The organism is Maribacter sp. MMG018 (genome assembly GCF_018100785.1).
In the GTDB taxonomy this organism is placed as follows: domain Bacteria; phylum Bacteroidota; class Bacteroidia; order Flavobacteriales; family Flavobacteriaceae; genus Maribacter.
On the sequence record NZ_JAGJEC010000002.1, the window covers coordinates 1,195,599 to 1,220,587 of the forward strand.

A 24,989-nucleotide genomic window follows, 5' to 3' on the forward strand; every position below is an offset into this window, starting at 1 on the left:
AAGAAAAAAATGTATCGCTGTTTTTAGGATTGATTTATGTTTGCAATATGCTCAAAAAAGTGATTTTTGTAGTACTCACGGTGCTCTGTTCTTCTTTGGCCCGTGCACAGCTTCCGGTAACACTTCATCTTACAGAAAAAGATGGGCTTCCGGACCTGGAATGCTATAAAATAATTCAAGATCAAGATGATTATATCTGGCTCGCGAGTAACTCGGGACTCTACAGCTATAATGGGGAAGTCTTTTCAGAATATAAAATAACCGATCAAAAAGGACGATCTGTTTTTGGTGTTTCCGAAGATGAACAAGGTACCATTTGGTGCAATAATCTGCACGGTCAAATTCTATATGCCCCCAAAGGACAAGATTTAAAGCTTTTCAAGGACCTAAACCCTAACTTAAAGGGAAATTTGGCCCAGTTGCACCATATGCAAAATAACCTCATCGTTATTTGGGAGGGCGGAATTCTAAGTATAGACAAAAGTACGGCCAACACCACTTTTAAATACACCATGGATATTCTCTACTCACAAGTGGTCGACGGCAAACTCTATTTCATAACCCTTACCGGGGATATCTATAAGCTCGTTGAAAATGAATTGTTGGCGTTGCATAAATCTAAACCCGTACAAAATATCCGAAATCCTTATTTCATTAAAATCGATGATCGGGTGGCCATCAGTTATATAGGAAACGGGGAGCGAAAAATTAACATTATAGACGAATCGCATGGCATACTGCCCTACGCTGGTTTTGATGCCATAGCAGATGCAAAAATAAACCAGGTTCGGTATCTAGACGATGAACTTTGGTTTGCCACGGACCATGGTATTTTTATCTATCGAAAAAATAAAGAAAAATATCTTTTGGGCGAGCAACTGTTGGCTCCCTATTTTGTAACAAGTCTTTTGAAGGACAAAGATGATAATTACTGGATCTCTACTTTAAGAAACGGTGTTTTTTTGATTCCGAATATCGCCCTTAAAAAGATGCATCTAGATTGGCTGCAAGGAAGTATATCATCCATCATCAGGGCCAAATCGTTTTTGGTCATGGCTACTACAAAAGGTGAAATTGTTCTGATGGACCAACAAAGTAAAAAAATTACCGATACGTTCAATTTACCCAAACCAAATGCCATCGGAAAAATATTCTACGACCCGTTTTCACATACGGTGATCATTAGCATAAATGGCGAGGAATCATACAAACTGGACCTAGAGACAAAAAAATTGTTCCCTTTGTATAAAAAATACAATGTCTGTAAAGATTTGGCTTTTATAAACGAATCTAAAAGCATCTATCTTACATACAACAAAGCCGTTTTGTACGATCAACCAAGGTACGGTGCCCTTAATGCAAAAACTATTTTAACAAAACGGCCCTACTCGGTCGTATATGACCATGATTCGAAAAACAGCTACATCGCCTATATCGATGAATTAATCCAGTACGATAGTATATGGAACCCCACTCCTATTACCTATAAAGACCGCTCTTTATATTTGTCTAACTTGGAACAGACCACAAACGGCATTGTCTGGGGCACCAGCAATGAACATGGGTTAATAGGTATTAAAAACAAAAAGGTCGTAAAAAAGTACGGAACAAAAAGTGGATTGTTGAGTACCAACATACAAAACCTAAAAAGCGATGGCAACATATTATGGATTACCTCACAAAAAGGAATTCAAAGAATAGATACAGCTACAGACTCTGTAAAAAGTATCACCCAAAGAGACGGTATACCCAATAACCTAGGTGACCTTGAAATAACCGAAGACCATATTTTTGCATCATCGGAAAAAAGCCTGCTGATCTTAAACAAAAATGAACACTCAACTTTTAAGCAATTTAAAGTACCGAAAGTATATTTCACCAACATTAAACTCAACAAAAGAGACACACTTATACAGAGTTCTTACGAATTGCCCTACCATATAAATGCAGTAAGTTTTGGCTTTCATGCCAACACGTTTAGAAGTCCTGAGTTCGTATCTTACGAATACCAATTAAAAGGTTTGGATACCACTTGGCAGGTTACCAATAAATCGCAGGTAACATACGAAAGTTTGCCACCGGGCAATTATAAATTTAACATAAGACCAATATCTTCGAACAAAAAAGGAGAAACCTTATCAGTATCCTTGGTTATTACCAAACCGTTTTGGCAAACTTGGTGGTTCCGGGCATTAAGTATTATCATAATCGGTTTATCGGCGTGGATGTTCTACAGGGGTAAAATGAAAAAAAACGAACGGGAAAAACAAAAAGAACTCGCCAATTTGATCAAGGACAAAAGGTTGACCAACCTTAAACTAGAGATCTTGAGATCGCAAATGAACCCCCACTTTATGTTCAATGCCCTAAACTCCATTCAACTGTACATCGTTAACAATGAAAAACACCTCGCCCGCACCTACTTGGTAAAGTTTTCGAGGCTGATACGAATCTATTTAGAACACGGACAAAAAAACGAGGTATCACTTGCAGAAGAACTAGAGGCCTTGAAACTATACCTACAGTTAGAAAAAATACGTTTTGAAGAAAAACTCGACTTTTCCATAAACGTTTCGCCAGAAGTTGATGTTCACCAAATCAAGATTCCGTCCATATTCATACAGCCCTATGTCGAAAATTCGATCAAACATGGTCTAAGAGGTGATTCTAACCAAAATAAACTAACTATTTCCTTTGACCTAGCTCCCCTATCGAACGAACTTGTATGTACCATAAAGGACAACGGTATCGGGATCAACGCATCTATGGCACAAAAAGGAAAAACAGAACACAGACCATTTGCCAGCAAGGCAAATATGGAACGTGTAGAACTTTATAACCTAAAGCGGAACAAAAAAATCCGTTTAAAGGTTATGGATCTACAGGAACAGGGCCAACAGGGCACATTGGTAACTATTAACATTCCACTACAAAAACATTGATCATGAAAGCCATTGTAATAGATGACGAAGAAAAAGCAAGAGACCTATTGTTTCATTTATTGAAAGAGTACTGTCCACAAATCCACCAAATAAGTCTTGCAAAAGATCTATTCGAAGGGGTGGAAAAAATAAAAAAAGAACGGCCCGACCTAGTTTTTTTGGATATTGAAATGCCGCAGGCCTCGGGGCTGGAACTGCTGGATCATTACACAGACGAGGTAAACTTCCAAATTATATTTACCACGGCCTATAGTTCGTACGCCGTAGATGCCTTTAAGCTGAACGCCATAGACTATCTATTAAAACCAATAGATTCCGATGAGTTGAAAGTAGCCGTCGAAAAAGCGGAGGTACTCGCCAATAGCGAGGCTATACATAGCAAAATAGAACACCTACGAACATCGTTGAAGATGATCAGCCTAAATAAAATTGCCCTGGAAGTACCCAAAGGAATTTTATTTGTCTCATACAACGACATACTTTATTTTGAAGCGGATGGCATGTACACTACCGTATATATGAAGAAAGAGGGCAATAAGACCATTTGCAAACCACTCAAGTTTTTTGCGGAACAATTAGCGGATAACAACCTATTTTTTAAATGTCACAGATCATATCTGATCAATTTAAAATATGTTGAGGAGTTGGTTCGTGAAGATGGTGATTACCTGTTAATGGAGAACAAGAAGAGAATTCCGGTATCAAAAAGCAAAAAGGAAGAATTTATAAGTGTTGTCAGAGAAACATTCTGGTAAAACAAAAGCGACCAAAAAAGGTCGCTTTTGTATGCTATATCTATAGTTTTGATTAGTTTTTGTATTTAAAGGCTTCTTCCTTTTTTACATAGTAAATACGTTGGTCGTTCATGAGCATATAGCTTTTTCCATAACCGCTACCGTTATATTTCTGTGCGATAAAAAAGCCTTCGCGCTTGTAATTGCCGTCGGGCGTTTTCATCACCGCGATCAATTTTAACTCCCTTCTCAAGGGTACCCCCGTTAGGGCATGGGTAATAATATTCCAATCATTTGATTGTATGTAGGCATAGACGGGTTGTTCTTTCCATTTGTAATAAGCCGCCCTTTCTTTAATGAACTTTAGACCGTCGGCCTCTATACCCACATCTTTCATACCCCGTGCCGGCAAGGCAGGTGCATTGGCCAAGTTTTGTTCTTTAAGGTGCAACTGCAACATATCAAATACCTCGACACTACGTTTTTTTACATATTCGGGGGTCTGTAGCAAATTCTGAATATGTTCAAGATCTCTACCCATTAATAAATATTGGTCGCCCCCTACCCATTCATTGCCCAATTCTTGGCCCTTTATGGGCACAACCGGCGGTGCAACGATCAGTACATCTTTTTCAATAGCATAGGCCCGTTTCATTTTCATGGCCTCGGGCCCCGCAAAATTTGCGAACTCTATAATAAAGGTTCCCCGGTCGACCAGCTCTCTATACTCTTCCAGAATCACAAAATGGTTCTTGGCCTCGTCCGACAAATGCATGGTACCGCTATATGCCTTAGGATCATATTCCAAAGAAAAACCGCCGTAGGCATACAATGGAAATTCGGAAAAATGGTTTCCTACTTGATCGAACATTACCGCAGATAGGTAATAAGTTCCCGATAACCCTTTTTCATCTGTAAAATCTTTTTTATAGACCGGCCAGGCCTTTACCTTGTTTCTATTGTATACAAATGGGTATGGCTCCGTAATTTCATATAGGTTTATCGTTGCCTCTTCTGCCCCCTCGGCATCTGCCGATTCATTAGTAGTACTATTTTCATAAGTACCCTCATGGCCCGAAACCGGTTGCGAAGAAGTTTTGGTAGATGTTTCCGGATCGTTTTTATCCATTTTTTTGTTTAACTCTTTCTTTGCGACATTCTTTAGTTTTTTCATGAACTGGGCCTCTGCCGATTGGTACCCTAACATCACGCCTGCACAAAGCAGTAAATAAATTCTCTTCATTATTAAATTGGTTTGTTGTTGCCACAAAAAAAAAGATAGTTCCAAATACAAGGCTCAAAACTTTTCTAAACCCCGTGATTTTTTTTCTGAACATAAAACAGCGAAACGGCTTAGAAAAAAAAATCGCCATTTAAGAAAGAACCGGGTTATATAACGGCCCTACCGATATAGTTTTGAACTCCCAAAAAATTAATAATACCAATTATGAAAAACACAAATCTTTTACTGATCTACGCATTGACCTTCGGGTCTCTAATTTCATCATGTTCTAAAGATGATGATAGCTCCACCGACGAAACGATTGAGGAGCAAACCACGGTATCCATTACCACAGAGGACATTTCAATTGAAATGGACGAGATCACCGAAATAGATAACGAAGAAGAGTTGACCCTAGATCTAGCCGAACTTACGGATTACATTACCATTGAGAACGGTGCAGATGTGTCGCCCACGTTCTCTATAAAATCACAGTCTGTAGACGGGGCCTTCTCCATAGAGAACGGAGTATTGGTGCTTAACGATAAATCTGTATTGGATTATGAAACAAATCCGGAATTTACGGCCGTGATAACAGTGAGTGTCGGTGACGAATCTAAAGATTTCAACATAACCCTTACCCTGAACGATGTACTCGAATCCGTTTGGGCCATAGGCCCCATAGAGATCGGTATGTACGAAAACCCGGATGCCGATGAACACTTGCTCACGATAGCACTTGGCGACTATGACGAAGAGCTATACGGAGAACCTACCATTACATTGAGTGAACAAAGTCACGAAGGTGCCTTGCGTGTAGAGGGCAGAGAGCTTTATGTAAACGACGCCAGTATATTCGATTATGAGACCAACCCTCTTATTACCTCAAAGTTTACCGTCACCGATGGCAATGGAACATCCTTGGAAAACACCATTACCATTTCACTAATAGACGTTGACGAGGTTAGTTGGACGGCAGAGAACCTGACATTGACCATAGATGAACATCCAAATAGCGGAACGATTATTGGTAACATTGCCCCAAACACAAATGCCTCGGATATCGTGTTTTCTTATTCCATTTCACAAATTACGACCGATTTATTGGCTATAGACACCAATGGTGATGTTATTGTGAACCATGGTTACCTGATGGATTATGAAACGGGGGCCAAGACAGCTAACGTAACTATTTCCGACGAACAAGGCCATACCCAAGACATTACAATATTAGTACAACTGAACAACATACAAGAAAGTTCATGGGGTTTTAATACGAGTATCGGCACTAACATTTCTATGGACGAAAACCGTAATACTTCGTCCCCTATTGCCGATATAACCCAATATTTGGAAGATTACCATGAAGGCATGCATGGGGGACTTTCCTATACCGTATACAGCGAATCGGTTTCTGGTGCTTTCAGCGTAACCAATGATGGTATGCTAGAGGTAAGCGGTGCCTCTTTATTTGATTACGAAACAAACCCTACCCTCAACGTGACCGTAAGGGCCACGGATGAAAAAGGAACTTCTAGGGATATATCATTGGTAGTTAGTCTAAACGATCTAAGCGAACTTTCTATGCCCAACAAAAGCGTAACCCTAGGCGGTGGCTTTTCTCCTGGCGACATTGCTTTTACCGCCGAGGTATACCTAGACGGAGTCAGGATACAAGGAACCGATCTGTACAGCAATTATGTCGTCAACTTTAGTGACTATAAGATTAACGGCGTAGATACGGCCAGTTCAATTATAGAGCTCAACGCGTCGGGGCAAATAGTATTGCTCAATGTTCTAGGATCTATGGATCATTTTACCACAACCATGAACGTTACATCTGCCAGTAACCAAAACCTAACAACTTCCGCCAATATTTTGATTCGTTTCTAAACTTGGACCCAGAGGTTGTAAGTAACATATAAAACCCTGTTGAGATAAAAATGCAACGAAGAGGCCCATATCCAGCATCGGATGTGGGCCTTTTTCAATGGTCCTTTTGTTTTACATATACCGGTCAAACCAGCGGAAATATCAGTTAATTTTTCGGCAAGTCTTCCATTATTAAATGATATTGGTCGATATGCCATATCAATTTCAAAAACCTCTTGGTTACAGGGTTACCGTATTTATCTATATGAAGTCTATATGTTCAGGTTTTGTCCACGAGTAGCAGACTTTTTGAATCGGGGCGTTTATCATTGTTTTAACCGTGATCACAATTTTTTAATTTTCTAATTGTTTATGTGAGCCATCACAATTTGGTTTTCGTTTAGAAAGTCCGCAAACACAGTCATTCAACCCATAACCATCCATTATTCTTTCCATATTTTTCTCAATTCGAGATATCTTTGTTTTAGATTGCTTTGGTTTATTAAAATGTAAAAGATAGCCTCGTTGGCGACCCGCGGTCAAATTCTTAAACGCTTTTTCAAAGTCGGTATTTTCGAAAAAAAATTGTTCCAACTCTTCTGGCACATTAAATTCAGAAGTTTTCTTCTTTTCAACTTTCTTTTCAGATCTTTCAATTTCGATTGCTTCTCGAACGTACTTTTTTATGGTCGGTTCAAGTTCGTCGATTTCGGGTAAATCAGTAAACCGTATTTGTCTAGCGAATTGAACGTTTTCAGTTTGTTTTACTAAAATATTTTCAGGGTCTTTTAGTAATGCACCCTTATAAAACAAAATCGCACAGTAATTTTTAAACTCGTGTAATAAAACTATATTTTTTCCATTGTCAGTATAGCACGGGTGCATCCATTTGAAGTCTTCATGTAATCCACAATCAATTATGATTTCACGAAGTCTGGACAATTCAGATTTCCATTTTTTAAGTCCGTTAAGGTATCCGTTTACGTCTTCGCTCATTGGTTGTTTCCCCAAAATGTTGCACAACGGCAGTCTGTCTCAAAACCACCTTTGATTATTATTAAATTTAAGCAATTTGTGGTACAATGGATATCGGCCTGAAATAATGTCGAATTTTCACTTGAAGACGAAGCTAAAGCTTATTGTTTTGCTTTTACTTTTTTGTTCTAAAGCCGAATCCGTAGATTCAGCGACTTCATAAATATACACAGACCTTTCAACTAAGCCCGTAACCCCTATTGTTTATAGGTTTTGTTGTACAACGTTATTTTATTAATCCACTATTGAAGTCACCTACGGTAAAGTACATATTGTTTTGAAATAAATGCTTGTACGGTTCCTTTGGTTCTAACAATAATCCCAATTGCAAATGCCTACTATGATTATATCCCATATATTCCGTTCCCACCAATCTAACAGATACTTTTCCGTATTTTTTGTCGTATTCCAAAATCGCAAAACTATTTAAATTAAATCTTACATCACCTAAACTATTAATACGGTCAAAAAAAGCTTTAACAGAGTTTATTAAGTGAAAATCAATTTTATTTTCTTCCATATTTCTCTTTATCCAACTATCATTTTTTAGGGCTTTGAGAATACTTTCTTCCAAAAACAGATCAGATATCGAGGTCTTTTTATTGTTCTCCAGATTTATCGTTTGCACGCTTAGCGAACTGCCAGGTACGCCACAGGCCAAAACTCCTCCTTCACCAGATTCATAGCTGTAGTAATTGCCAACTAAAGAAAGTGGATTGTAATAAAACCGATAAGAAACACCACATTCATCCGTTTTTTCTTTTTTAATTAAATTTTCTAATTCTCTATCTGCATTATATATTTCATTGCCTTTATAGTAAGCGCTTTTTTTGCGGATAATAAGTTCCTGGTTCTCAAAAAGAGTGTCTTTTTGAGAAAATCCTTTTGTGCATAATAAACAAAGTATGATTAGTGCTAAAATTCTCATTCTTTAATGTTGTACAACGGCTCTATATGAAAAGTAGCGGTTTCTTTTTGGATGAACACAAGCCGAATTTTTACATTTTACTATTTATCTTTTTTATTGGAAATTGTCAAATTTAAAAATTTGGCGTATCTGCGAATACACCTTGAACTTTATACTAAGTAACTAACACGATATGAACTACATACGTTGTTGCCGAACGTTTTTTATATCAGTTTCTTTTTTGTCAGAATAAGCTCATCTGTTTTCCCTTTTTGCGAAATTACAATGTTTAATTTTTCTGTGTCAGTTATTTGTTTCCATTCCATATTCCAAAAATCGCAAAGTTCTTGATGCGAAAAATTGGAAACATCAATTTCGTTAACCTTTAATAAGATAGCTCCTCTTTCTATTTTATTTTGTTTGGTAAATTTTTTCAATCCTGTTGCAACTTCTATTTTGTTGTTTTCATAATTGGCTTTAAAATCCAATTCAAAACCAAATAGTTCGTCTGGCAGGATTTCCTTTACTGGCTCTAAAAAGACTTGGTGGTTTTCCCAATCAATTGTAACTATATAATTCTCAAAAAATCTATTACCTAAAAGTTGATAGTTGCCAACTTCACTTTCTAAAGCTATAATTTGATTGTTGAGTTTTATGTCTCCTAAAGTTATGCTTTTAGCAATGAATTTATAATCCTTGGCTGTTTTTTTAAGTCCATATTCTATAATTGAACCTTTATTATCGGATGTGAAATTTTTAATTTTATTGGGTTGCGAAACTATTTTCGATCGTCCATTACCAGTGTCAAAATCAAATTGAGAAGCGTAACCATCGACAGTTAGTTCTACAGTTTCAGTTCCCCAACCTTTTTCGGAAAGATTAGTTGTTAGGGTGTATTCAGGCTTTTCAGTGATTAGTTGCGTAATGTCGTTAGATAAACGAATAACTTTATTTTCATAATCTATTTGCCATTTGGCTTTTTTTAATAATGTACTGCCTACTACACCATCTAATTTATCACAGAATTTAGATTTAAAAATTTGCAAATCAAATGCAACTGCCCCAATATTAATAAACTCTACGTCCGAAACTTTAATTTCCAATAAGGTTATTGTATTTACATTTTCATTTGTAATTAACGGACCAGATATATCAGTTGTAGAAAAAGGTTCAAATTCAAACTCGTTAACTATAGACTTGTCAATTAAAGTTGCTTCTGCTCCAGAGTCGAATAGAAAATTATACTTTTTATCATTTTGTACAATGTCTATAAAAATATATCCGTTAACATATCGAAATGGAATTTCAGAATTGTAGTCTTCGTTTTTTACAGTACCTTGATTGGCCCATTCCATCAATTTATCATTTTGGGCGTCTGCATTTATGCTAAATAATGCCATTAAAATTAATAGAATGCTTGTTTTAAACATGGCCATTTTCATTAAATTTTGTTCGTTCTTATACTATAGACGCTTTTTTCCGTTAAATGGTTGTCTGAACGACGGATTTTTTCTCAAATGCATGGTAACGGTTCGGCTATGCACAGTGTCTCGAGAGACATTGCGTACAAGTGTTGTCGGGGCTATTTTTTTCTTTTTTCATATTCTTCTTCCCACCGTTCTGAGGCACTATTAACCACAGACTGAAATGTACAAGAATCCAATTTCTCAAATTCATAAGTTGACTCCGGCATTATGTGACCTAGAATACCCGTGAATGTTCCTTTTGAGCAATTGCCCTCTTTAAAATCAATAGACACTGTCCATTTTGAATAAAGGTCGATACCATCGTCAAAGAGTAATTTTTCTTTGAAGATTCCATCTTTGACTCCGTTTTTAAATTTTCCTTGATACTCGATCTTAGATACCGAAACCCAAGTTGTATCGTATTCTTTGGTCATGGGATCGTAGAATGAAGAACTGTCCAAGTGGATAAATTTAAAATCTCCATTAAGAACTTTTTGACCTTGCTCGTTAGTCTCAAAAGTATAGTGGCCACTATATTTTTCGCCAAACTTGTTTCGAATTGGAACTTTAATCAATTCCTCAAGTTCATGTCCAGGAATGGAGTCAAGTCGCTCAATTGAATATTCAACTTGTGATTCAATCACATTTTTAGTCTGAGTTTTTTTGGTCTTGGTAGAACAACCGATTATCAGAATCAATGTCAATAAGAAGAATGTAGTTTGTTTCACTTTTAAATTAGCCTTAACGGTTAATATATAAAAAGTAGGCGATTTAGATGCGCGAAACTTTCGGTTAAGCACAAAGTTTAATACGGGCCAAAAGCCTTGAATTTATTAATGTTTCGCCTATTTCTCATTTACATTGTTGTAAGCCGTTTTACTCTATCTAAATTGTTTCGGTTTCGTATTTTTACTTGCATTTTCTGCTATTTCAATAATTCTTTTTTGTTTTGTTTCAGGTCTTTTGTCAAGCACGATCCAGCTCAATAGAATTTTCTTTGCCGATTTACTTAAACTCTCATAAAATTCCAGAGCTCCATTTCTTTTGTCAAATTCTTTTTTTAAATCTTTTGGAATAATAAGAGCTTCTACTTCATCTAAAATAAACCAAGATTTATTTTTTTTCGCAATTTCAATAGATTTATAACCAGCTTCTTGCATTAGGTCTTTTGAAATTAAATATTCTACTTTACCCTTATTTACCTTAGACCAGATGCTATTAGACTTTCTTTTACTGAAATATTGCATATACCTTTCATTGTCTATCGTCTTTTTAGTACTGTCTATCCACCCAAAGCAAAGTGCTTCGTCAACAGCATCGCTCCAACTAATAGAAGCTACTTTTGTTGATGATTTATAAAAAATTAACCAGACAGATTGTTTTAACCGATGATTTTTCTTTAACCAGTTTCTCCAATCTGTCTGGTTTTTGGGGTAATATGTTTCTATTTCTTTTTTATTCATTCTGTTCTTCAAACCATTTTAAAATCGTTTGATTAGTTTCTTATGGTTCTTCTTGTTGAACGCAATGTCCTAAAGATTTTGCGACCTTATAAAAATACTCAAACCTTACGATTAAGCCCTACCCCACTTATAGTTAACAGGTTGTGTTGGGGTTTCGTTATTTATTCATTCTTCTGTTGCTTTTTTGACACTTTTAATTATCTCCTCATAATCGAATTTTGAATACGAACCTTCGCTTAAAACCCTTTTACCTGTCTGCACTATTTTATAGTCCTCCTTTTCCCAATCAAAAATGTGGATAGTCACTTTAAAAACTTCATTTAGTTCTTTAAAGTTCATTTTTCCATTTATGTAACCAAAGTTTTTCTCTGTTTCTATTATTTTAATTGGGATTCCGTTATTCAGATAAATAATTGTCCTTAAACGACCGTAAGAAAGTCCGGTTAACTTAACTATTTTGAAAATCTGTTTTTTATTGCCCCAAACTTTAATATATCCGCTACCATATTTAGTAACTCCCATTAATTGCCCCAAATCAAATTGAGTTTCCACAAGAGTGGAATCCGATTCTATGGATTTTACTTCGTTATTAATTCGGTCAATGTCACTCTCTTGGCCAAAAGCTAAAAATCCGATTAAGGTCAATATGATTATAATTGTTTTTTTCATAATTGATGTCAACGCTTGGGTTAAACGTAGTACAGTTTTGTGTGCGAGGATTTTCCGAATGAAAATCGGACGTAGTAAACCCTCAACTACCTTTGTTTAAGCCCAAAATTGAGGATTAATTTTTACTCAGATCCAATTCCATTTCTAATTGTTCTATATAACACTCAAAACCTAATGATTTAAAAAAACCGGTTAAATGATTTGACTTTTTATCTACATTAATTACAGAAAATGAGCTTCCATATTGTTCTGCCAAATCAGACATTAGTTTTGTGGCGATTCCCTTTTTCCTAAATGATTTATGAATGGCAATTTGTTGTATTTTTTTGCTTTTGGGGTTGTAAACTGCATAGCCTATCAATTGCCCATTAATATATGCGGCCCGAGCATCATTATCCTTCTTCAAATCGTTCAAAACATTTTTAGAGTTTTGCCACGTTGTATGAATGTCCCAAAAAGATTCCATTAAATCCCAGTCATAGTTCTGTAGTTCGGTAGTTTCTACAATGGTATTAGAACTTTTAGACGTAAAAACACCTTTAAAACAAGCTAATTCCCTGGTTATCTTAAAACCAACCTTTTCATAAGATTTTATAGCAGGAGTATTTTTACTTATTACCTCGAGAACAATTTTGTCAATTCCTTTTTCCTTTAGAATGGGCAAAACGTAATCGTACATTTTTTTTGTAATTCCTTGCCCTCTGTTCTGGGACACAACACCGGTCCCTCCGTTATAGACCACTTTTTGATTGTTGATTGTGTCAAATCCGTGTAAAACAAAAGCGATTAGTTTTTCATTCTCAAAAACACCAACGGATAAATCAAAATTGATTTTATCTGAAGTCATTTTTGATACCAATTGATCTTCAGTTAATTTAAAAGGTACAAAATAGTCCGCAAATGATTTATTGAATACGTCTAAAATATCTTTGCTGTTGACACTTTCTAAACTCTTAAAATTCATTTATTTCTAAAATTACCGTTAACGATCTTGTATATATAAATAGCATATAAATAGACACCAACTTTTAGGGTAAAATACAGGCCGAATTTTTAAATTTTATTACTTATTTAATGTTTGGAAATTTGTCAAATCTAAAATTTTGGCGACTTGGCAAAAATGTCCGAACCATAGTGTCAGAAGGCATTCAAGCTATTTTTCACATGGGTTGTTAGCTATAGTTCTTTAGTCCGCTTCCAGGTTAAAACTACTTCTATTTCTGGATATTTTTATCAGAGAACCTTACGTAATGTTATGGAAAATCTTTTTTCAACTTTCTTCTCTCTAAAAACTCTTCGGTAGTTTCCCAAATAGCGGGCATATATTCGAAACTGCCACTGTATTCAAATTCTATGATTTCACCAGAGCCTAGCTTTTCATTACCTAATAAATAATAACTATCCCCAACATGATTGCTGAAATATTTTTTAGCCGAAGTGAAAATTATTGTATCACCAACTTTATATTTTTTAAGTATTGTTGTGTCATTTTCAAAAGCTTCTTCAGTAGAAACATCAATGTAATAATTACTAAATCTATTTAGGTTATCTGAATTTTGCCTTAACGCCGACGGTTGCTTGACTAAAAAAGGTTTATTTAAGTAATCTTTAAATGGTGATTCTTGCGAAATATTTTCTATTGACGAGTAACTTATAAACCAAAGGAACAAACCAACAAATAAGAGTACGGTAATTAATATGCCTAATATGATTTTCTTGGATTTCTTCATTTCTTATTTTAATTCTAAGCAGTCAATAAGGTATTCATAGATGAAACTAACGTTCAGCATATAAAAAAATAGGCGATTTAGATGCGTGAAACTTTCGGTTAAACACAAAGCTTAATACGGGCCAAAAGCCTTGATCTTATTACTTTTTCCCTATATTTTTAAGTTTCTAATTTCAGATGAATTATGATAGTTACAATTGGTTAATGGAAACAGTCTCTATAGTTTTCAATTTTGCAATTTATCTGAATTATCGATTCGTATAAAATTATAGACGCCTTTTCCTTCTGCTATTAATTCATCTTTTTGAAAGGCTTTCATTTTCGTTACAAGTATTCTATTGCCTAATCTAACGATTTTTCCTTCTACAATTATTGGTAATGCTTCTGCCCCTTTTAGATAATCTATCCTTAAATCAATTGTAGCTAACTTATCTTCAAAAGAAGTAAAGTGAGTACCACCGGCAATTCCGCCTACAGAATCCATTATGGTAGCAATAATTCCTCCATGCCATCTGTTTCGTCTAATATCTCCTACAACTTCATCTCTAAAAGGAACACTAACTCTAACAAATCCTTTTTCCAGTACTAATAGTTTTAGTCCTAAAAATTTGTGGATTGGAATTCCCTCTTCAATTGTCTTTTTAATAAATTCTATGTTTTTTTCTATCATTTATTATTGTTTTAAACCTCTAGGGATAGCTTGCAGGTAACGGCTCGGCTATGCCTAGTTGCGTGGTTTAGCACTTAACGTTACAAGTACACACCAAACTGAAAATCCTCACGGATTTTCAGAAGTAGGCTAGCACTAGCAAAAAAATTTGGCCATTGTTATAGCCAGTTTTTTTATTATCCATTTAGTTGCTTTTTTAAGTCAAGTGTCAAACTATAATTTTCCTCAATTGGGACTAATTTTCTATCGACTTTTTCTATATCCTTACCTTCTTTAGTCCACAAAAATGGTATGAAAGAAAACACTTGATTTCCATTTCCTTGTTGAATATCTCTTTCCCAATTCTCCCATCGAAATAGCTCATAAAATTTATCTAAGTCTCCTGTTAATGTCCAATATAAAAAGTCCGAATATCCAATGTCTAAACATTCCCATTCGAGTGTGTCTTGAGGTAAATAATATATTTTTCCGATTTCTGTTCCAATTCCACCTGCGTTGATTGCAAAATAACCTCCAATAATGTCATCAGCTATTAATAAATGAGAAGGTCGTTCTCCATAATTTTCAAAAGTTTTTCCTTTATTCCATTCGCTCAATCCTCTGTCAAGTTTTTCGCTTCCTGAACCCAGAATTCTGAGCCAGCCTTTACTAATCAAAATTCCGCCTGTTTCGTAAATGACAGCTCCCATTGGTGAGCGCGTAGTGACTTGAGTATTTATCAATTCTCTTTCAGCCCGTTTATCGTTTTTCGGCAATATTTCATATTCATTAGTCGCTTCTCCTAACCACTCATTGACCAAATCCCAACCAGGTTCATTTAAATTGATTAGTTCAGTTAATTCTTTCATTTTGTTTTAATTCTCGATTTTGTCAAATTGGCTACAACTATCTCCGCTATGAGTAGTTGCATGATTTAGCCGTTAACTTTGCAAGTACGCACCAAACTGAAAATCCACGAGAATTTTAGTAAGTAGGCTATAACTAGCCATTACTTACCGCCATTGTTCGCAGTTGTTTTTTTATTCTTTTTTGACGTTAAACACTTTCTCCAAAAGTCAATAAATTACTGTCTGGGTCAAGTATTGCAAATTCCTTTTGTTTCCAAGGTTTTAATTCCAACTTGCCGTTCGGGTGAATTTTAGTTTTATTGTCCAATAATGATTTATAATATTCGTCAATATTGTCAGTCCGAATATAAACTTGTCCATAATTTTCTTTCGGGTCAAGTTCTTTAAATTCAAAGAAATGGATTTGGATTTGGTCTTTTTCCATCATCAAATATCCGTCAAAATCAGCACTCCCAAATTCTTTAAACCCTAATCGTTTTGAGTAAAATTCCCGTGTCACATTTTTGTCACGCATTGGTAATTTTGGATTAATGTCTGTTAGCATAATATTCTATTCACTCTTTTAATTTTCCAAATAAGTTCAATATTAACCATTTCCCTTGTTCATGACGGTTTTCTTAAATCACCACCAACGGTCTCGGCTATGCGGAGTGCCGGACTGAACAGTGATAATGTTTGAGCAATCCGTAAAACTGAGCCAAACCAATTTCCGTGGCTTAAATTTATCGAAAATAAGACGTCAAAACTTGTTTTGGCAGATGAATCCCGATAAACTTTCATCAACCATTAAAATCCGCATTATTTATGGTCATTGTTGTGCGATAGTTTTTAATTAAATGAAGCCCGAAATTCCAATGGTGTTTGATTGGTTTTGGATTTAAATAACTTGTTGAATGATTGTGAATGTTCAAACCCCAATTCATATGCAATTTCGCTTACCGATAAGTTTGTTGTAGATAACTTAGTCTTAGCTTTTTCTATTACTTTATTGTGGATATGTTGTTGTGTCGTTTGTCCTGTTAAACTTTTAAGCATGCTACTTAAATAATCTGTCGTGAGATTTAAGTTTTGTGAAATGTATTTAACCGTAGGTAAGCCTTTATCAAAATCACCATCCCTTTTAAAATAATCTTCCAAAAGAATTTCCAATCTATCCAGTATTTGGTGATTGGATTTTTTACGAGTCAAAAATTGACGCTGATAAAACCGCTCGGCATAATTAAGTAATAATTCTAGTTGACTTATTATAATGTGTTGACTGAACTGATCTAGGTTTGTTTGATATTCACCTTTTATATTTTGAAGAATCTCAAAGATTGTATTCTCTTCCTTTTCGGATAAAAATAGCGCCTCACGAACGGAGTAATTCAGAAACGAGTACTTTTTTATGTTTGTTGCCAACGAAGTTCCAAACAAAAAATCAGGATGGATTGCTAGAATCCATCCTGAAGGATTGCTTTTCAAATCATCTTCGATCAATTGGACCGAAATAACTTGTTCTGGCGAGAAAAAAGTCATTAAGCCCTCATCAAAATCATACGATTCTTGACCATAGCGATATTTGCCAACAACATTTCGTTTTATTGAAATCGTATAAAATTCTTGCACCCATTTCAATTCATTATTCACCGGTGTTGGTTTTATTTCACTATAATCAATGAGGCTGATCAACGGATGATTTGGTGGGGCAATGTTGTTGAAACGATGCAATTCGTTTATAGTCTTTAGTCTTGTTAGATTTGACATTAATAAATTATTGAAATTAATAATGACTTTTTATGCAATTCTTAGTGTTTTTACTGCCTAAAAAGGAAAATCTGCGTTTGTTGTTTCTTTAGCCCAATCCCAAAGCTTGGCATTTAAAGTTTCGTTTAAAGCGGCTGCATCAATTTTTGCTAAAGCTGGCTTTCCTTTTTGTTCATTTTCTCCGTCCGGCCCCCAATATTGCCCTCCTTTTGCGTCTTCACGTAAACAAGCGGCCAATGTAGGTTGAGCGCCTTCCCTAGCAGTCATTAGTTCGAGTGAGGCAAGCATATCCTTGTCCATATGTACTTGCAAGTCTGTTTTGCCGAACCCTGGATGCGCAGCTAAAGATTTAATTTGACTTCCACTTTGTTTCAATCGTTTGTCAAATTCTAGTGCAAAAATGATATCGGCCAATTTGCTCTGTCCGTACTCTCTCCAATTATTATATTCTTTTTCTAATCGGAAATTGTCAAAATCAATAGTTGCACCTCTATGCGCAATACTACTTAATGTCACAACTCTAGCACCTTTAGTTGAATCCAATAAGTTAAAAAGGTGGCCTGTTAGGGCATAATGACCAACGAAGTTTACCCCGAACTGAATTTCAAAACCATCTTCTGTTTTTGCTGGTGGCGGAATCATGATTCCTGCGTTGTTAATCAATAAATCGAGACTTGATTCAGTTTGTATCACTTTGTCCGCAAAAGCTTTCACAGAGCTCAAATTAGCTAAATCCAGATGAGAATATAATAACTCACCTGTTCCTCCATCAGCTTCCATTCTTTGGATAGCATTTAGTGCTTTTTCTTGATTGCGACAAGCAATATAAACTTTTGCTCCCTTTTTATATAAGTCCAAGGCGGTTTCAAATCCAATACCTGTGTTAGAACCTGTTACGATTGCCACTTTATCTGATAAATCCATATTTTATTTTTTAATTTAATAATGAGACAAATTTATCAGCATCACTCATGACCAATGTATCCAAATCCTTTATAGTTGTAGCTAAAATTTGTTGATTACTTCGAAAGCTGTTTTTAAATGACCCCTAACGTGTTCGTATAAGATTAGTTACGTTGTTTAAGTACCTAATTTAGCAAATACAAACCGAATAGAAAATCCACGAGAGATTTCGCAAGTAGGCGAGAACAAGCAATTAATTTTAACCAGTATTTTGAGGTGTTGTTAGTTCTAGCTTGTTAACTGTTCTTCATAAGGTTTTTAATAAGCGCTCTACTCAATAAGATTTATTGTTAACGCCTTTTAATAAATCTTTTCTCTTAATGTATAAGATCGTTATCATCAGAACGGACAAGTATAGAATAAACAACCAGAATGTATTCATACTTCCAGTGTGTTCTGGCAATATAAGTAGATAATTAAAGGCGGCATTAGCACTAATATGAGCAAGTATGGATGTCAGCACACTTTTGGTATAGTAATAAATCCAACTTATAAAGAGTGTTCCCAGAACAATCCATAATAAAAACACTGTAAAGTCCATTTGCAACGGCACCCCTGTTCCAATCAGATATGCCGGAAAATGCCAGATTCCCCATATCGAACCAAGTATTATACTTGAATATAACAGGTTAAATTTATCCATCAATCTGGGAAGTAAAAACCCTCTCCAACCATACTCCTCACCTACTGCAATTAATACAATAACAACAATCTGTGGCAGCAGTTGAGTAGTTCTTAAATCAAATCTGGAGATATCGAAGTCCAAGGAAGTAAGCATGGCCAAAGAAGCAAGGACCGGAATTCCGATCATTGAAACAAGAAGCCATTTTAAGCCTGTTTTCTTCACCGTCTGTTTAACGAACAATTCATAGAGACCTTTCTTCCCATTTGTGATGGCCGTAAAAATCAGAGCAACTATTGATGGTGTGATAACAGTTAATATTGAAATATTTGGATCATCCAATTTATAAGAGATAAAACATATCACCGAACTCAAGGCTATAACAATTACCGAGAATAGAATGATTTCGCTTTTTCTATTTGGATTCAAATTTTTCATAGTTCAACATAATTTGTTTTGTGGGTAGTGTTTGGTATTAGTAATCTTCCAAATTTTTTAATTCATTTAGTTCAAAGCCTTTACATGAAGACTCTTCAAAAGGATAAATGTTACATCTGAATGGAAATTACATACAACGTTTAGCTATGAGCAGTATGGTCCCACAGGGTGCTATTGCTTATAGGCTTTGTTGTGCGCAGTATTTTATGCGTTTATGAGATTTTTTATCAATGAAATTTGCCATAAATGATACTAACTGTGTTCTATCATTCCGTCAATATTCCGTAAATAATTTCCGTATTTTTCGTCCACAGAATCCTCATTTAGTTACTCTTCGGACATTTTTTCTATTAATTCCGCAAGTTTTTCCGTGTCGTTCCAGAACTTATTTTGAAACTCTCTCCATTCGGTTTGCGATTCTATTGGCAAGAAAGTCATCCTTATCAAAATCGCAATTTACCTGTACAATGGCTTCTGATACATTATACATCAATTCTTTTGAGAAAAGGTTTTTAAATAATTCAGCCATTTGTTCTACTATATATCCAGCTTATACCGAATTTTAATTTCTATCTTTTTTTCATTATCCAATGATTTTAAATAGACTTTTCATCCTGGACAAAAGTTAATATGCCATCACCAAAATTTTCCAACCAATGATTTCGGTGACTTGTCATATTTTGCTCTTAGTTTGCATTGGTCACACATATGTTTTTTTATGAATTATGTTTTAAAGAATTAATACTGTCTGTTTCTTTTCTTCTGAATGGCCAAGGATTCCTCTGCCCATTCGATAAACTCATCAGCATCTTCCAATACATCAGGAGGAATGCTGTAAAATGAAAGTACAGTAGCATTATTTTTAAAAGGTTTCAGCGGCGTTGAACCTACTGCTATGAACTTGTCTTTATTAGTGTCATCCACCTTTAGGTACACTATATCATTTACAATCATGGCAAAAGCTAAGTCTTCTTGATAGAGTGCAGCACCACCAAACATCCTGTTTATATGTACATTGCCCCAACCCCAAAGTTGGTCAAGTACGTATTGTAGGAAATCTTTTGAAACAGCCATAGTTATTTTTTTCTTGAATACAGCTTTAAAGCTATCCATGCTCCAATTACGAGCTCAATCCAAGCCAAGGGAAAGATTTTAAATGCAGCTCCCCATTCTCCAAGTCCTGAGTTTACATTGGCAATCCAAAATATACCGATAGTTGCAAAGGCAGTTACTGTACCTGAAATAAGAACCGATTTTCCGTTATTTCCAAAAACTACTATACAAAGCCAAAGTATAAATACTAAAACTGCTGTAAGAATGGTATCCCACAATCCCCATACCAGTGCATGGCTTAATTGTATTTGCTGCATTCCTATGAGTTGCACCTTACCTTCGAAAAAAGATTCCATTAACGGGAAAGCCACAAACATAGCCCTTGCAGTTTCTCCTATGTGAATCCAAACACTTGTAATTAAGGTGATAATTACGAATTGTTTTAAATTGAATTTTTTGTTTTCCATATCTATAGTTTTTAATACAATGCAAAACTACAGACTGCAAAAAATTGTGACGTTGATATTTGCTAAGAAACCGGTGCGACCGGAGAGAAATAGTATTTTTTATTCGAGAAAAGTCTTTTGAAATTCCTCTTTGAATAACAATGGTGTTGTTTTATGTAGTTGAATCTTGGTACAATTATTAAAGACCATAAAAGAGTTCAACTCCTTGAGAAAAGCATTATTAAATGAGTCGTTAATCTTGAACCGATTTTCAAATGCTATGTGTAAAATATGAAAAATAGCTGTTTTTCTTTCTGCTTTGCAATCCATTCTAGCCACAAACTTGCCATTCCAAAGTATGGGTAAAACAAAGTAACCGTATTTTCGTTTTGCTTCAGGTACATAGCATTCTATTTGATAATCAAAACCGAACAAGTTTTGCATTCGCTTTCGCTGAATGAGTAAGTTATCAAAAGGAGAAAGTATTTTTAATTGGGTTCGGTTAAGTCTTTTGTTCAATAACTGTAATGATTCTGGCAGGGCATAATATAACTGTTCATTCACGTTTATTTGAATCAGCTCATTATTTGAACACATTTCTTTCAATTCAGCGGTAACAAATCTTTTTGTGTTTTTTAATAAATATGCTATTTCAGTGTCTTGGCCTATACCGTTAGCCTTTAGGTAATTTGTTATGAGAAAACGAATGTATTCTTTTTGTGTAGGGGTACTTGTATCAATAGTGTTGGGTAGAACCCGTTCTGTAAGGTCGTATACTTTATGGAAATTCTTACGGGATGAAACCATGAGTTCTCCCTGCATATACAAGTTTTCTAAGGCTCGTTTTGCAGGTTTGCTTCCCCATTCTGCAACTTTTTCATCGTGTGTAAAATCTTTAGCCATTAATGCACCCTCATTCTCAATGCGTTTTAGTACAGCGTTCATCAACTTTTTATCCTTTTCATACCAATGCTTTTCATCACCCCTAAAAATGGCCTGTTTGCGAGGTAAGGAAAACCGATAATCTTTTATAGGCAAGTAGGCTGCTGCGTGCGACCAATATTCAAACACTTTTTTCTGTTCAAGCAATTCATCAATATGGGAAGGCTGATATTTTGGATTTCTGTTCCATAGCGTATGATGATGGGCACGTTGAACGGCTGAAATGGTATCTATCTGTATATAGCCAAGGTGTTCAATTGTTGCCAATGTTCTATCTAAAGAGGTGCCTTTTGCTTTGACAGGAAATACTCTTTGAGATAGCAATAAGAGTTTTTGAGCTTCTGATATGGAAAGTTTTTCAATCATTCGGCATCACGTATTTCTTTGCGGATGCGACTAAGATGTTCTGCTGAAATACCAATAAATGACGCTATTTGATGTTGGGGCACTCTTGATATAACTTGTTTGTTATTCTTGAGCAGAGCAAGGTATCTTTCTTTCGGTGTTTTAACTAATAAATCCATGCGTTGCGATTCGGATTTAATAATATTCATTTTAAACATTTGATGGCTCATTCGATGAAACCCGATTACCTCAGACTGTAAAAAGTCGAGTGCTTCCATTGATAATTCTATTGCCTCTATATTATCCAAGGCTTGTATTGTAATATTTCCTTTTTGTTGTTTTAAATAGTTGATATAATCGTAGGTGTGGTCATGTTCAAAGTAAAAGTTAGTGGTTACTTCTTTACCATCCACCACTACAAAACCTCTGGCACACCCTTGTAGAATAATGCGAATAACATTGCACTTATCACCTTCTTCCTGTAGATAATCACCTTTTTTATATTTAACGGTCTCAAAACCTGAAAGGAATAAATCAGCATCGGTATTAGTCATACCAATTGTTTCTGCCAAATAACTTTTGTAAGCGTCCATTTCACAAATTTACAATCTTATTCATGGAGGGAAGGAAAAACAACTCTTTACAGTTTTGTTTAGCCATTAAAAAACAATATCCTAAAAACAAAACTATAATGTGCTGTTGTGGGTGAGGTTTCAATTTTGTACTATCGCTTCAAAGCTGTGGGTGGGGAAAACAAAATAAATTCCCTTCATGTTTGCAATTAACTATCTACGCAGTGTGTTCTTTTTTGCCTTATTGCTAACGGTTGGGCTAAGCGTAGTGCGGAGGTACGTCGTCTGCGCTAGCAGCGGGCGGGTTGGTGCGCTGGCCAGTTTCCGTCTGCGCACGAAGCTAAAGCTTATTATTTTGCTTTTAATCTATTCATTCTTAAAATCCAAATTTAAAAATTTGACGACATTATAAATATACATAGACCATTCGATTTAGCACAAACGCCCTATGTTCTTTATACCTTGTTGTGTGTAGGTTTTATTTGATTCCACCGAATGCTCCAAAGCACATATTCTTATGTAAAATTTCAGTCTTTTTAAAACCTACTTTTTTCATTAATTCTAACTGATAAGTCATAGACCTAGGAGAATCTTCTTTTTCTATATACTCAAACACTTTTTTTCTGTATTCTTTTCCATCCACACTTTCTAAATAATCTCCATAACGTTCCCAAATGTATTCATTTACTGCACTTGTATCTTGAGTTATTAAATCTGAAATCATTAAACATCCACCTGGTTTTAGTAAACGAAATAATTTACCAAATGTAGTTTCCCAGTCTTTGTCATCCCGTAAATGATGTAATACAGCACCAGCTAATATGATGTCAAAACCATTATCTTTTAAATTTACTTCTCGAATATCTCCTTGAATAATTTCTACCGTACTGTTTGTTTTAGCTGATACTCTTTCCTTTGCTTTGTCTAACATAGGTTTACTCAAATCAACTAGAGTGCAGTTAAGGTCTGCGATTTTAGTTAACATTTTTAGACTATAATTTCCTGCTCCACAGCCTATGTCCAATAAATATTGTGCTTTAGGATTTATTCTCTTTGAAGCTTCGGTTAAAAGTTCAAGAGATATTTTGGCGTCAATTGTTGCTATTTGACCCGTATCTAGATTAGAAAATCGTTCAACATCATTATCAAATCGCTCTTTAATTTCTTTAACTGTTGATTTATTCATTTTTGTAATGCCTTATTTGTTATTTCAAATGTATAGTTCTTTTGATTGTTTCAAAAAGACTTAATTTGTCAATTAATAATACCTATTAAGTATAGTTATGGAATTAAGACACTTAAGATATTTTTTAGCGGTAGCAGAAGAATTGAGCTTTACAAAAGCTTCTGAAAAGCTTTGTATTTCTCAGCCTCCTTTGAGTAGACAAATAAAAGAATTAGAAAATGAACTAGGAGCCAGGTTGTTTGAAAGGAATAATAAAAAGGTTGCCTTAACTGAAGCTGGTAAATATTTTAAAGATAAAATAACTAATCAGTTACAAGACTTAGAGTCAGTAGTTTTAAAGACTAGAAAAATTTCAGAAAACGTTAATGGTGAATATAGAATAGGATATATTAGTTCAACATTCTCTGATAAGATGACAAAACTTGTTCAGTTTTTAACTGAAAAATATCCATTTTTAAAAATTAAATTATATGAGGTTTCTACAGTCAAGCAAATTTTAGCTTTGGAACAAAATAAATTAGATTTAGGAATAATTAGAGCTCCTTTAATATCTACAAAGATAGCTTCTAAACGATGGTTTAAAGATTCTTATTCACTAGTTTTTAATAATAACCTAAATAAGAATGTTGGTAGTTTGGTTGATGTAAAAGATAACGTTTTCGTTTTTTTTAATAAAGATTATGCCCCTGTATATTATAATTCTCTTATTGAAATTTGTTCACATTATGGGTTTATACCTAATGTTGTTCACGAATCAAATAATGTTAATTCCATAATTCAATTGGTAAGAAATGGACTAGGAATTTCTATTGTGCCAAGTAGTTTGAAAAATAACCATAAATATTCAGAATTATCATTTTTAGATTTAGATAATAAGTTTTTTACGGATGTTTTACTAGCGACCCCAAAGAGTGAAGAATCAGAAATAACTGATTCGGCTGTATCATTCTTGTTGAGATGATTTTGGACTTACACACAACGGTCTCGGTTATGAGTAGTTGCATGATTTAGCCGTTAACTTTGCAAGTACGCACCAAACTGAAAATCCGATTAGCTAAACGTCGTACGGTTTTAGAGAAGCGATTCCCATTGCGCCACAACCCGAAGCTAAAGCTTATT

At 35.0% G+C, this 24,989-nt stretch carries 25 protein-coding genes; 4 read left to right on the top strand and 21 right to left on the bottom strand.

The annotated features are described in order from the left end of the window. The first annotated feature begins 47 nt into the window (after positions 1-47). Together J8L85_RS13515 and J8L85_RS13520 are read left to right on the top strand one after the other, a co-directional pair. Entirely contained in the window at positions 48-2,942 is a 2,895-nt protein-coding gene (locus J8L85_RS13515; protein ID WP_211018017.1) for a sensor histidine kinase, read from the top strand. 2 nt (positions 2,943-2,944) lie between these two features. Beyond that, positions 2,945-3,697, top strand: a complete 753-nt coding sequence (locus tag J8L85_RS13520) for a LytTR family DNA-binding domain-containing protein (RefSeq protein WP_211018019.1) — start codon at positions 2,945-2,947, stop codon at positions 3,695-3,697. A 52-nt stretch (positions 3,698-3,749) separates the two neighbouring features. Here the strand turns inward: J8L85_RS13520 and J8L85_RS13525 are convergent, their stop codons facing one another. Next, on the bottom strand, positions 3,750-4,919 hold the full coding sequence (locus J8L85_RS13525; protein WP_211018021.1) for a hypothetical protein: 1,170 nt from the start codon (positions 4,917-4,919) through the stop codon (positions 3,750-3,752). Positions 4,920-5,123: 204 nt separating this feature from the next. Between J8L85_RS13525 and J8L85_RS13530 the strand changes: the two genes are divergently transcribed. Continuing rightward, positions 5,124-6,791 (top strand): cadherin repeat domain-containing protein, encoded by a 1,668-nt coding sequence (locus tag J8L85_RS13530; protein ID WP_211018023.1) that lies wholly within the window; start codon positions 5,124-5,126, stop codon positions 6,789-6,791. A gap of 333 nt (positions 6,792-7,124) precedes the next feature. Here the strand turns inward: J8L85_RS13530 and J8L85_RS13535 are convergent, their stop codons facing one another. The 20 genes from J8L85_RS13535 to J8L85_RS13630 all read right to left on the bottom strand — a co-directional run bounded on the left by J8L85_RS13535 (position 7,125) and on the right by J8L85_RS13630 (position 23,870). Further along, positions 7,125-7,766: a DUF1801 domain-containing protein gene (locus J8L85_RS13535; protein ID WP_211018025.1), complete on the bottom strand. Its 642-nt coding sequence runs from the start codon at positions 7,764-7,766 to the stop codon at positions 7,125-7,127. A 265-nt stretch (positions 7,767-8,031) separates the two neighbouring features. Then, positions 8,032-8,733, bottom strand: a complete 702-nt coding sequence (locus tag J8L85_RS13540) for a hypothetical protein (RefSeq protein WP_211018026.1) — start codon at positions 8,731-8,733, stop codon at positions 8,032-8,034. A 203-nt stretch (positions 8,734-8,936) separates the two neighbouring features. Then, positions 8,937-10,148 carry an aspartyl protease family protein gene (locus J8L85_RS13545; RefSeq protein ID WP_211018029.1) on the bottom strand — a complete coding sequence of 404 codons (1,212 nt, stop codon included), beginning with the start codon at positions 10,146-10,148 and terminating at the stop codon, positions 8,937-8,939. 146 nt (positions 10,149-10,294) lie between these two features. Further along, positions 10,295-10,753, bottom strand: a complete 459-nt coding sequence (locus J8L85_RS13550) for a hypothetical protein (RefSeq protein ID WP_211018031.1) — start codon at positions 10,751-10,753, stop codon at positions 10,295-10,297. A 306-nt stretch (positions 10,754-11,059) separates the two neighbouring features. Further along, on the bottom strand, positions 11,060-11,641 hold the full coding sequence (locus J8L85_RS13555; protein ID WP_211018033.1) for a YdeI/OmpD-associated family protein: 582 nt from the start codon (positions 11,639-11,641) through the stop codon (positions 11,060-11,062). A 165-nt stretch (positions 11,642-11,806) separates the two neighbouring features. Further along, positions 11,807-12,310, bottom strand: coding sequence for a hypothetical protein (locus J8L85_RS13560; protein ID WP_211018034.1), 504 nt, complete (start codon positions 12,308-12,310; stop codon positions 11,807-11,809). A 115-nt stretch (positions 12,311-12,425) separates the two neighbouring features. Then, positions 12,426-13,274 (bottom strand): GNAT family N-acetyltransferase, encoded by an 849-nt coding sequence (locus tag J8L85_RS13565; protein WP_211018035.1) that lies wholly within the window; start codon positions 13,272-13,274, stop codon positions 12,426-12,428. Positions 13,275-13,563: 289 nt separating this feature from the next. Further along, positions 13,564-14,040 (bottom strand): hypothetical protein, encoded by a 477-nt coding sequence (locus J8L85_RS13570; RefSeq protein ID WP_211018036.1) that lies wholly within the window; start codon positions 14,038-14,040, stop codon positions 13,564-13,566. A 225-nt stretch (positions 14,041-14,265) separates the two neighbouring features. Beyond that, the gene (locus tag J8L85_RS13575; RefSeq protein ID WP_211018037.1) at positions 14,266-14,709 is read right to left on the bottom strand and encodes a hotdog fold thioesterase; all 444 of its coding nucleotides are present in this window, start codon (positions 14,707-14,709) and stop codon (positions 14,266-14,268) included. Positions 14,710-14,885: 176 nt separating this feature from the next. After that, a complete protein-coding gene (locus J8L85_RS13580) occupies positions 14,886-15,557 on the bottom strand; it encodes a DUF2625 domain-containing protein (protein ID WP_211018038.1) in 672 nt (223 codons plus the stop codon). Positions 15,558-15,744: 187 nt separating this feature from the next. After that, the gene (locus tag J8L85_RS13585; protein WP_211018039.1) at positions 15,745-16,101 is read right to left on the bottom strand and encodes a VOC family protein; all 357 of its coding nucleotides are present in this window, start codon (positions 16,099-16,101) and stop codon (positions 15,745-15,747) included. Positions 16,102-16,385: 284 nt separating this feature from the next. Then, on the bottom strand, positions 16,386-17,303 hold the full coding sequence (locus tag J8L85_RS13590; protein WP_211018041.1) for a response regulator transcription factor: 918 nt from the start codon (positions 17,301-17,303) through the stop codon (positions 16,386-16,388). Between the two features lie 57 nt (positions 17,304-17,360). Next, positions 17,361-18,227 (bottom strand): oxidoreductase, encoded by an 867-nt coding sequence (locus J8L85_RS13595; RefSeq protein ID WP_211018043.1) that lies wholly within the window; start codon positions 18,225-18,227, stop codon positions 17,361-17,363. A 313-nt stretch (positions 18,228-18,540) separates the two neighbouring features. Then, on the bottom strand, positions 18,541-19,326 hold the full coding sequence (locus tag J8L85_RS13600) for a type II CAAX endopeptidase family protein (protein WP_211018045.1): 786 nt from the start codon (positions 19,324-19,326) through the stop codon (positions 18,541-18,543). A 385-nt stretch (positions 19,327-19,711) separates the two neighbouring features. Further along, entirely contained in the window at positions 19,712-19,855 is a 144-nt protein-coding gene (locus tag J8L85_RS13605; RefSeq protein WP_211018047.1) for a hypothetical protein, read from the bottom strand. Between the two features lie 209 nt (positions 19,856-20,064). Then, the gene (locus J8L85_RS13610; protein ID WP_211018049.1) at positions 20,065-20,439 is read right to left on the bottom strand and encodes a TfoX/Sxy family protein; all 375 of its coding nucleotides are present in this window, start codon (positions 20,437-20,439) and stop codon (positions 20,065-20,067) included. Next, complete coding sequence (locus J8L85_RS13615; RefSeq protein WP_211018051.1) at positions 20,403-20,846, bottom strand: hypothetical protein; 444 nt, start codon at positions 20,844-20,846, stop codon at positions 20,403-20,405. Before J8L85_RS13615 ends, J8L85_RS13610 begins: the two co-directional genes overlap by 37 nt. Positions 20,847-20,945: 99 nt before the next feature. Then, positions 20,946-22,133: a crosslink repair DNA glycosylase YcaQ family protein gene (locus J8L85_RS13620; protein ID WP_211018053.1), complete on the bottom strand. Its 1,188-nt coding sequence runs from the start codon at positions 22,131-22,133 to the stop codon at positions 20,946-20,948. Beyond that, complete coding sequence (locus J8L85_RS13625; RefSeq protein WP_211018055.1) at positions 22,130-22,705, bottom strand: Crp/Fnr family transcriptional regulator; 576 nt, start codon at positions 22,703-22,705, stop codon at positions 22,130-22,132. The genes J8L85_RS13620 and J8L85_RS13625 overlap by 4 nt, the downstream gene beginning before the upstream one ends. Before the next feature lie 457 nt (positions 22,706-23,162). Continuing rightward, a complete protein-coding gene (locus tag J8L85_RS13630) occupies positions 23,163-23,870 on the bottom strand; it encodes a class I SAM-dependent methyltransferase (RefSeq protein WP_211018057.1) in 708 nt (235 codons plus the stop codon). 97 nt (positions 23,871-23,967) lie between these two features. Here J8L85_RS13630 and J8L85_RS13635 point away from each other — a divergent pair, with 97 nt between their 5' ends. Continuing rightward, a complete protein-coding gene (locus tag J8L85_RS13635) occupies positions 23,968-24,831 on the top strand; it encodes a LysR substrate-binding domain-containing protein (protein WP_211018059.1) in 864 nt (287 codons plus the stop codon). The last annotated feature ends 158 nt before the right edge of the window (positions 24,832-24,989 follow it).